Here is an 8,970-nt window from a genome sequence, read left to right as displayed (position 1 = left end):
TGGCTAAAATTAATTCATTTAAAATCAATCAATTATAATCTGAAACAAACATTTTGTCCCATTTTTGGTTTGAAGCCGTATTTAAGTAAACCAGAAAGTACATATTTTGCTAAGGCTAAAGGAATATCCAATTACCCTACTATTCATGAAGGGGACATACTAATAATTCGTGCGGATCTCTCTGTTGATGATGGAGATCTTGGTGTTGTATCATTCAATAATTCAAAATATACAACTAAGAGATTAGATCTAAAGAATAAAAAATTGGTTCCAGATAATCCAGATTTTCCTGAGATTATTGTGTCAGAGGAGGATATAGTTATTGTCATGGGTAGGGTTTTTGCTATAGTAAGAGAAGATCTAACTAAAAAAATATTTTAATATATGTTATAAATTCAACAATAAAGCTGTGGCTCCAACGAAAGGAAAAAATATAAGCTGAAAGAAAAAGCTGATTATTTAAAATGTTTTTCGGCTTCTATTATAGATTCTGGTCTTCCCACATCTATCAGAATGCTGTCATGTACAAATCCGTGGATATGTTCAGTCTGCATCAGGTCAAGATACTCCTCCATAACAGAAAACTTTCCAGTTCTTTTTATTTTTCCAAAGATAGCGGGGTTGATACAATGAACACCACTGAAGGCAAGAGCCTTAAATCCTTTGTTGAATTCCGCAAGCCTCTGCTCTCCCGACTGTACATTAAGCCAGCCTCTCAAAACCATATCATCATTAAAAAGCAGCTTTCTGGAGCTGTCTCTATCAGAAACCGCTAAAGTAGCGAAATCTTTTATCTTTTTATGGTATTCAACGAGTGCATTAATATTGATATCCGTTAAAATATCAGCGTTCATGATTAGAAAATCTTCCCCGTGATCGAGGAATTTTCTAGCAAAAATCAAGCCGCCACCGGTTTCCAGCAGTTCGTCCCTTTCATCTGATATTTCAATGTTGCATCCGAAATTACTGTTTTTCTTCAAAAATTCAACAATCTGATTTCCAAAATGATGGATATTGATCACAAAATCTTTTATTCCAAAGCTTTTAAGATAATTGATATTTCTTTCCAAAAGGGGCACGCCGTTGACCTTGGCCAGTGCTTTTGGATGATGATCCGTAAAAGGTTTTAGCCTTGTGCCTTTCCCGGCAGCGAAAATTAAAGCTTTCATATAGTATATAGGTAATGAGTGATAAGTAATGAGTAATTTCATGAGTTGAGTGACAAGTAAAAATATTACTTATTGCTCATTACCCATTGCTCACGTTTAGTTGGTGCTGCTCGTCGTGGTGAAGGCTTATTTCTATGCCTTCAGGATATTTTTCCTTGATGAATTCAGCGATCTTGATGGCAGAATATACAGATCTGTGCTGCCCGCCTGTACATCCGAAATTGATCTGAAGGTCTTCAAAACCTCTTTCCAGATAATTGTCGATATTGATTGAAATAATAGATTTTACCAGTTCGAGAAACTTTGGCATTTCGGTTTTGGTTTCAAGATACTCCTGAACCCCTATGTCATTTCCTGTCTGGATTTTGTATTCTTCAATTCTCCCTGGATTTAAAATTCCTCTGCAATCGAAGGTAAAGCCTCCACCATTTCCTGAAGAGTCCTTCGGAATTCCTCCTTTTTTGTACGAAAAACTGTGTATATCGATGTGTAACATTATTCTATATTTTTTAAAACCCGTTAAGGTTTATTAATATCAAAGCCATTATCTTTGCTTAGGCTGACATTACTAATACTATTTTTATGTACCAAGGCACCAATGTGGATTTTGGAACTAGTTGTTTAAAATTGTATTAATTTTTAATTTCACTTCTTCCAAAGCCAGCTGTTCAATTACTTTTTTCAGCTCAGGGTAATCTTTCATCTGTTCCCAGGATGCTGCAAACTGCGAAATATTTTTAATCCCTTTTTCCATACTTTCCATAAAATGATGCTTCCTCTGTATCAATCCTCTAAAACCGTAAGCTCCGAGTACCTGTATGAATCTCATTATTTGGACTGGTTTTATAGATTCTTTTAGTTGAGTCTTAGTTTCTGCATTTTCAAACTGACCAATATAATAATCAAGCATTTCGTTTTTGAAATCTTCCGGAAAATCAGCTTTAGCCTGAAATAAAAAAGAGATCACGTCATATATCAGTGGTCCTTCCATAGCAGATTGATAATCGATGAACGAAACTTTACGATCTTCATTCACCATAATATTCCTTGCTTGAAAATCACGAATCATAATTCCTTTGGGTTCAAGACTTTCAATAAGCTGGGCAATCTGTTTAAATTCTTTCAGTAAAACAGATTTACTGTATTCGAGCTCCAGAACATCAGCTACAAAATTTTTAAAATAATACAGATCATGGATCACGGGAAGCTCGTCATACCTTTCGTATTCAAACGTTTTTGAAAAGTCAATTTTCCCCTGAGTCCGGATCTGAAGCAGGAAAAGCTTTTCTAATGTTTGCTTTACCAATGTTCTTACGTTACCGGAAAGTCCTTCTTTTGTAATGACTTCTGAAAGAGTTTTTTCTCCGAGAAATTCCTGAATGTAGATTTTCCTATCGTCTGAAACAATAAAAATGTGAGGTGTATTGAGCCCAAGTTCAGTGAAGATTTCAGAATAATAAAGGAAGCTTTCGTTTTCCCTGATATTTTCATTGCTGGTGACAATGTATTTTCTGGTATTGGATTTGGCCAGGAAGTTCATCCTCGAAGAACCACTTTGAGCCAGCGTAACGAACTCAGAAGATTGTTCATCTAAATAATTTTCAAAAAATCGTTTTGCTTTCTCGGAATTCATAATATAGAAACAAATATACTAATTTAGACCCGAAAGTTTAGTTGGCACTAGAATGTTATTGGAATGGTATGATATCTTCTCTAAAATTGGAATATTTAACGAAGTGGAAATCTTGTTCAATTTTTGGTTTGAAGCTTTTACTCTAAAAATAACTTACTAATACTTAAATAAAAACAATACAACATCAATAATGAAAGAAGAAGAAGAAGAATTATAGACAAAACCCTATTATTACTTTCTTTTTCAATTAAATTAAAATTTGTTACTTCGAAGATCTTTGTTAATTTTCTATATTTCGCTATTCTATATAACATATTGATAATTAATAATATATAAAACATATTAAAGATGTAATTCATAATATTTTATTTTATTTTTTTTGCCTTTTTCTTAATAAAATAGCAAAATAATTATTAAGTTTAAAAAGGCATATTTTTATCTTTTCTAAAATCGATATTTTATAGTTCCGCTCAATAAAATTATCTTCCAACAAAATATTGCACGCAATTCGTCTGAAATCATGTCGTGGAATTAACGGATTTTTTTTAATCGAAATTAAAAATTCATTTCTGGCTTTATTATCTGGAAGGCCATCTAGTTCATTAATCAGCTGATAATACTCTTTCATAATAAAAAATACTAAACAAATATATAAAAACAACTTAAACAACAAAAACAACCAAATCGGAAATTTTGGTTAAATTTTTTTTTTCAAAAATTAGGAAATGAAAAAATATTGAAGATGTTTTTTCCGACTATTAATAAAGAATTTGACCGTAAGGGCAAAATATAAGCTCGTGAGCCTAAGGCGAACACCTTATATTATCCATATCCTAGGTATTATCACATTAATATATAATAAAAAGATTAACTTATTAATTACATATTATATTATTAGTGTGGGAGGAAAATGTTAAGCAATACGCCTAAATATGGGCTTTTTATATAGCATCCAGAGAAATCCAATGGGGGTATTAGGGAAATCCAGTGGGGGTAATAAAGAAATCCAATGGGGGTATTAGGGAAATCCAGTGGGGGCATTAAGGAAATCCAATGGGGGTAACAGAGAAATCCGATGGGGGTACAACTGTTAGGAACATTCACTGGGGGTACAATTGTTAGGAACATATAATGGGGGTATTATAAGTTTAACTCTATACACTTATCTACAAACCACTTTAAATAGTCATCTCCTATTACTTCTGCACTTAGCCTACTCTTGGTTATAACATTGATTTTTTCATATCCGTGTTCTTCAAATTTTGCTTTAATGTAAACTAAATGTTTTTCGCTTAATTTGCGTTTTTTCTTAATATATTTCAGTGCATTAGTAGCTCTATATTCATCATTTGACGAATATTCAATGAAAACAGTGTTCTTGGTTTCATATAGTTCGAAATTAATTGAATCTTCCTGAATAGAATATCCGAAAGAAATGTTTCCTATCTCATTAAGTTTTTTCTTAATTGAAGATAAGAAAACATCTAATTTTGATTTTTTTAGATAGTGATCAGCCAGGGCCAACTCAGCTACAAATTTTTTAATTTTTATGTTACCCCCATTCATTTTCCCAAACTTCTTTTTAATGTACAAGTACACATTGAGAGGCATTGGTGAAGATGATGAAAACAGAATGCTTCTGTATACCTTTGAATATCCATCAATATTATTCAACAACATATTAGCCGTAGGTTTTGTAATATAAAATCTTACATAGTTATCTCCTTTATTATAAATTGGAAGTTCAATAAAATTGGCCATCAAATATTCATTACCTGTGTTTGACTTGATTTTATGGTTGCCTAAAGCCTTTAGAACCTGTAACTGTTCATCAAAAACACTGTTATCTTTTACTTTTATATTTCCATTATCATTTAATGCCTTTGTAGGTATAACCATTTGGAACATGTTGAAATTATCAGCAAAATAATTTTCTTCTATAATTGCCAACTTTTTCCCTGATTCCAAAATTCTTCTCTTTTCTACTTCTTCCTGTCTAATGTCTGAAAGAGAAAGGATACGCCCATCTCTTATCATTAAATCATTTGACAAAATTTCTTTGGCCTCATTAACAGAAATCTTATGCACCTGGATATTCTTCAGCATTTCCATTATTACATAAATAATGCGGTGCCCAAAAATATTAAGCTTTTTCAATTGATCTACTCCTCCAAGAAAATCAATCAACTCGTTGGGATATAATGTAAATAGTTGTGGCTCATGTTCTTCAAAGGTTTTAATAACTTTTTCAGAGCTTGTATTATTATTTTTCTTTTTCATGTTCTTTTTCCATTAAATACTTTTGACTGTAAATTCTTCGTAGATAAGTCCCGCATTTATTAACGCCCATCTTATCTTTTTCATAGACATTTAGATACTTCCAATTAGTACCTTTATCATCGAAATGCTTTGCAAGTTTTTCGGGATTATCAACACTATTATAAAAGCCTGATTTATTTTCAAAAAACACATTGCATGTATAAACTTTTGTAGCCATTTAGATATCTGTTTTTCATATTAATATTTTTAGTATATTTGTGTCAGGAAAAAACATCTTTCAGATGTTAAGGGCTCTAATTTATTAGGGCTCTTTTTTTATCCCTGGTATTTTATTTTGTATTTGTTTTCTAGCTGATTAACAACTAAAATAAAGAACTCTTCTTTTGTAAATCTCCCCCCTCCTTTTTGTTTTTCATAAATAAAATTATAAATGAATTCCCGGTCAGCTTCGCTTATCAAAAATGAAGTGCTTACTTTAACAACACCTTCAGTAGCTGTAGATTTTCTCCCTCTTTTTGTTGGGTTACCAATTTCTTCAGGGCGTTGTTTTACAGGGAAATTTTCACTTAAAAGCTGAATCCCTTCTCTGACGGCCAAGCTTTCATTAAAATGATAATTTTCTACACTTTCATTAATTCTAATAAAAACAATCTCTTTAATAAAGAGGACTAAATTTCTATCAAGCGTAAACGAAAAAGAGATATTGTTTTCAGTGGAAAATTCAACCCCTTGCTCTTGTATCTTCTCAGCAGTTTTTTGCAAATTAGACCCTGCCATTTTTAAACTTCCAAGACCTTTAATTTTTGATTTATTTTGCATCTATTTTGATTTTCATTAATAATTCATCTGTTAATTTTCTATAATCCATCGATACAGGTGAAAAAGGCTTTAAAAAGACCGCTGATTCACCCGTATTAATGCTTGTTCTGATAAAAGCATTCTTTCTTACATAACTTTTGAAAAGCAGACTTGAAATTTCACTTTCAGAAAGTTCTCTGTAAGCTTCTTTAAAGTCTTTCGTGTTTTCTTCCACTTTTGCAAAGAAAAATCCTAAATACTGTGCTGTTAGCTTTTCCCTCTGCTGTAGCTCATCAAGAGTAATAATTAGAGTAGTGAGACCATCTAAGGTAAAAGCATCATAATCTACTGGAGAAATTATATAATCAGAAGCAAAAATAGCTATTTCCCCAAAACCAAGATCATCATTAATGGGTTTGGGAGGACAGTCAATTAAGCAAAAATCAAAATCTTTCTCAATTTTCTTTAATGGCTTTTTCAGACTATCTCTTTTTAAACTTTTTGTTGAAAGTTTTAATTTACCGGAAATCACAGAAACATTCTGATGCTTTCCTCTTTCTGCATACCGTATAGGTTCTACAGAGTTTAAAAATTCTTCGACATTATACTCTGTTTCCTTATCTACGTCATACCCCAGTGATAAATGACACTGAGTATCAAAATCAATAACAAGTACTTTATAGCCCAATTCGGCCAAAACTCCCGATATATTTATTGTGCTGGTAGTTTTTGTAACTCCTCCTTTTTGTGTAAAAATTGATATAGTTTTCATACTACTTTAAAATTATTTTAGATTCATTTTAAGTTCGTTAAAAAGGCTCCGGAAGATTGTGACCCCATCCGGAACCTGGAACCTTTATCGAATTATTATTATAGTTTTGAAATGTCTTTTTTGGCTTCAATTAACGTTTTTCCAACATCTGAAAGCGCATTTATTAATTTATTTTTATTTTCAAAGAATTTCTTCTTTTCCTTCTCAGCATCTATTAATTGCTTATTTAAAATCATAATTTCAGAGTTTTTATCTGAAATTGTCTTCTCAATTTTTAGATATTCTGAAAATAATCTTTTAATGGCTTTACCATTATTGGTCATTTTAAACTTATTAAGGATCATTTCAAAGTTATCCTTATCAACTTCTGACATATCTTTTACATAGATAATATCAGGTCTTGTGTTAATCCTTGCCATTTTTATTTTGGTGCTTATCAATAACTTTTCGCCAATCTCTTTTATCAGAGATTTCTTTAGGATATTTTACATTAAATAAATAATCAAAGAGCATAGGCTTATGCGTGTTATCCATATTGAGAACTACTGACAAAATTGCTTCAGCTGGATCTGCCCCATCATTAATTTTCCCTTGTAGTTTGTTATAGTAATAATCCCAGCCAAGTCTTGAATCCTTGAAAGCAATTTCAAAATCATCTTTACTCCAATCCCAGCAAAACAAAACAGTGTAATGCATAATTTCTTCCCCTGTTAAATCTTCTATTTTCATATTAGTATATATTTTAGTTAGTGGTTATATTATTATTTGTACAAATTTAATATAAATATTAATTAGTAGTTATAATATTCTTGCTTTTTCTTTAGCTTCCTTTATTTCATCCTCTGTCCAGTCTTCCTTTATCATTTTTTCAAAATCAATTTCAGCAATTTTTATTTCAGACTGTAATTTTAGAAGATCGTTTTTTAATCGTTCCTCTTTCACCAAGAGGCGTTCAATATCATCTGATTTGTACTTTACCGGAGATCCTGCCCAGGGTAAATATTTACCATAATGTTTCATATAAATTCATTTTACAAACATACAATATATATATTAATTAGTAGTTATATTGTTTAAAAATTTTGTATCCACATTGTTAAGAACATCAAAAAAAGAATTAAAATTATTGCAGGTACTGGGTGCAACAGATCAGTATGAGGTTTAATAGTGTTTTTCATAATATTATATTTATTAATTAGTTGTTATATTTTTTAATAACCCTATTTAGGTTCTTACTTTACTAAATAGCTTCAAGGAATTTTTTTGCTCTTTTAGATTCTAAAAAAGCATTTCTGATTGCAGTTTCTCTCTCTTGACTATTATGATTTGCCCAAGATTTAAGATAACGTACAGAATTTATAAATTCATTTAATATACCGAACTGTAAGCAGTTTAACATAGCTCCCATTTCGGCTATAAGTTCTTCGAATGAATAGCTCTCTTTATCTTTATGTCCCGCTAAAGTTCTATTAAGTCTATTACCATTACCTGTCCAGTGAATGATCTCGTGAAATAAAATCGAATAATATTTAGATGTAGAAACAAAATATTTTTTTTCCGGCATGAAAATATAGTCTAAAGCTGGAGAATAATATGCAGTAGTATCAACCCCAAACCTCAGATCAAGTTCTCCCTTTGTAATAATTTTTGAAATAAAGCTTTCACAGTTTTGAAGTTCTTCAAGTTCCTTTTCTTCAGGTTGATCATCAATAATATTTAAATTTAGATCTGAAAGATTTTCTATGAACTGAGAATTAAAAACGGTATAGTTTTTTAAGCAAGGAATTTTATTAATCTTATTTTGTTGTAGTTTTGTCATTTCTTTAACTTGATCCTGAGTATAAGTTTTTCCAGTCTCAATATGCTTGTAAATGAAACTAAAAAATTCAATTACACAGCCTTTTGCACCTTTTTGAAGTTTTCCACCTGCTTTACTTATACTATTAAAAGTGGCGTATTTTGCAGAAGTAAAACCGTTAGCTATTGTATCTAAAAAAAGGGCTACCATATTAAAGCCTTTGTAATTTTGTTCGGTAAAAAGGTTGCAGGGATATGCACTTTCTAGTTTTGTATATTGTTCCCAATCATTAACATTTACTTTGTCTAGATTTTCTAAAATTTTGCTGATAAATTTATCTTGTTTCGTTTCTGTGGTCTTTGATTGTACTTTTCTGTATGCTGTTTTCATAATGAATATTTTAATATTATAATTAATAGTTAGTAGTTATATTGTTTAAAGGGTTAAGATTTTAAAATGTTTGTATGCTTTGGTATTCGAGGACACTTGACTTTTTCTAAAGTGGCAGATGCCGTAGGTA

At 31.0% G+C, this 8,970-nt stretch carries 13 protein-coding genes; 1 reads left to right on the top strand and 12 read right to left on the bottom strand.

Features of this window, described 5'->3' with window-relative positions; all coding sequences use genetic code 11:
* The coding region (locus NZD88_RS21115) for a S24 family peptidase (RefSeq protein WP_259831795.1) at positions 1-381 on the top strand (381 nt) is incomplete at its 5' end.
* A gap of 74 nt (positions 382-455) precedes the next feature.
* Here NZD88_RS21115 and NZD88_RS21110 read toward each other — a convergent pair.
* From NZD88_RS21110 to NZD88_RS21055, 12 genes are all read right to left on the bottom strand, one after another.
* Positions 456-1,169: a nucleotidyltransferase family protein gene (locus NZD88_RS21110; protein ID WP_259831793.1), complete on the bottom strand. Its 714-nt coding sequence runs from the start codon at positions 1,167-1,169 to the stop codon at positions 456-458.
* A gap of 79 nt (positions 1,170-1,248) precedes the next feature.
* Positions 1,249-1,665, bottom strand: coding sequence for a RapZ C-terminal domain-containing protein (locus NZD88_RS21105; RefSeq protein WP_259831791.1), 417 nt, complete (start codon positions 1,663-1,665; stop codon positions 1,249-1,251).
* 117 nt (positions 1,666-1,782) lie between these two features.
* Positions 1,783-2,802 carry an aminoglycoside phosphotransferase family protein gene (locus tag NZD88_RS21100; protein WP_259831789.1) on the bottom strand — a complete coding sequence of 340 codons (1,020 nt, stop codon included), beginning with the start codon at positions 2,800-2,802 and terminating at the stop codon, positions 1,783-1,785.
* Between the two features lie 370 nt (positions 2,803-3,172).
* The gene (locus NZD88_RS21095; protein ID WP_259831787.1) at positions 3,173-3,430 is read right to left on the bottom strand and encodes a hypothetical protein; all 258 of its coding nucleotides are present in this window, start codon (positions 3,428-3,430) and stop codon (positions 3,173-3,175) included.
* Positions 3,431-3,942: 512 nt separating this feature from the next.
* The gene (locus NZD88_RS21090; RefSeq protein ID WP_259831785.1) at positions 3,943-5,082 is read right to left on the bottom strand and encodes a hypothetical protein; all 1,140 of its coding nucleotides are present in this window, start codon (positions 5,080-5,082) and stop codon (positions 3,943-3,945) included.
* Positions 5,066-5,299 (bottom strand): hypothetical protein, encoded by a 234-nt coding sequence (locus NZD88_RS21085; protein WP_259831784.1) that lies wholly within the window; start codon positions 5,297-5,299, stop codon positions 5,066-5,068. Before NZD88_RS21085 ends, NZD88_RS21090 begins: the two co-directional genes overlap by 17 nt.
* Positions 5,300-5,397: 98 nt before the next feature.
* Entirely contained in the window at positions 5,398-5,901 is a 504-nt protein-coding gene (locus NZD88_RS21080; RefSeq protein WP_259831783.1) for a hypothetical protein, read from the bottom strand.
* Positions 5,891-6,652 (bottom strand): ParA family protein, encoded by a 762-nt coding sequence (locus tag NZD88_RS21075; RefSeq protein ID WP_259831782.1) that lies wholly within the window; start codon positions 6,650-6,652, stop codon positions 5,891-5,893. The genes NZD88_RS21080 and NZD88_RS21075 overlap by 11 nt, the downstream gene beginning before the upstream one ends.
* A 98-nt stretch (positions 6,653-6,750) precedes the next feature.
* Entirely contained in the window at positions 6,751-7,071 is a 321-nt protein-coding gene (locus NZD88_RS21070; protein ID WP_259831781.1) for a hypothetical protein, read from the bottom strand.
* A complete protein-coding gene (locus NZD88_RS21065) occupies positions 7,058-7,381 on the bottom strand; it encodes a hypothetical protein (protein WP_259831780.1) in 324 nt (107 codons plus the stop codon). Before NZD88_RS21065 ends, NZD88_RS21070 begins: the two co-directional genes overlap by 14 nt.
* A 69-nt stretch (positions 7,382-7,450) precedes the next feature.
* Positions 7,451-7,672, bottom strand: a complete 222-nt coding sequence (locus NZD88_RS21060) for a hypothetical protein (RefSeq protein WP_259831777.1) — start codon at positions 7,670-7,672, stop codon at positions 7,451-7,453.
* A 220-nt stretch (positions 7,673-7,892) separates the two neighbouring features.
* Positions 7,893-8,840: a zincin-like metallopeptidase domain-containing protein gene (locus NZD88_RS21055; protein ID WP_259831775.1), complete on the bottom strand. Its 948-nt coding sequence runs from the start codon at positions 8,838-8,840 to the stop codon at positions 7,893-7,895.
* Between the last annotated feature and the right edge of the window lie 130 nt (positions 8,841-8,970).

It is taken from the genome of Chryseobacterium pyrolae, assembly GCF_025153485.1.
In the GTDB taxonomy this organism is placed as follows: domain Bacteria; phylum Bacteroidota; class Bacteroidia; order Flavobacteriales; family Weeksellaceae; genus Chryseobacterium; species Chryseobacterium antibioticum.
This window is presented reverse-complemented; position numbering and strand designations above follow the sequence as displayed.

Coding starts and splice junctions, on each gene's coding strand:
- NZD88_RS21110 (WP_259831793.1), bottom strand. CDS start 1,169: ATGAAAGCTTTAATTTTCGCTGCCGGGAAAGGCACAAGGCTAAAACCT.
- NZD88_RS21105 (WP_259831791.1), bottom strand. CDS start 1,665: ATGTTACACATCGATATACACAGTTTTTCGTACAAAAAAGGAGGAATT.
- NZD88_RS21100 (WP_259831789.1), bottom strand. CDS start 2,802: ATGAATTCCGAGAAAGCAAAACGATTTTTTGAAAATTATTTAGATGAA.
- NZD88_RS21095 (WP_259831787.1), bottom strand. CDS start 3,430: ATGAAAGAGTATTATCAGCTGATTAATGAACTAGATGGCCTTCCAGAT.
- NZD88_RS21090 (WP_259831785.1), bottom strand. CDS start 5,082: ATGAAAAAGAAAAATAATAATACAAGCTCTGAAAAAGTTATTAAAACC.
- NZD88_RS21085 (WP_259831784.1), bottom strand. CDS start 5,299: ATGGCTACAAAAGTTTATACATGCAATGTGTTTTTTGAAAATAAATCA.
- NZD88_RS21080 (WP_259831783.1), bottom strand. CDS start 5,901: ATGCAAAATAAATCAAAAATTAAAGGTCTTGGAAGTTTAAAAATGGCA.
- NZD88_RS21075 (WP_259831782.1), bottom strand. CDS start 6,652: ATGAAAACTATATCAATTTTTACACAAAAAGGAGGAGTTACAAAAACT.
- NZD88_RS21070 (WP_259831781.1), bottom strand. CDS start 7,071: ATGGCAAGGATTAACACAAGACCTGATATTATCTATGTAAAAGATATG.
- NZD88_RS21065 (WP_259831780.1), bottom strand. CDS start 7,381: ATGAAAATAGAAGATTTAACAGGGGAAGAAATTATGCATTACACTGTT.
- NZD88_RS21060 (WP_259831777.1), bottom strand. CDS start 7,672: ATGAAACATTATGGTAAATATTTACCCTGGGCAGGATCTCCGGTAAAG.
- NZD88_RS21055 (WP_259831775.1), bottom strand. CDS start 8,840: ATGAAAACAGCATACAGAAAAGTACAATCAAAGACCACAGAAACGAAA.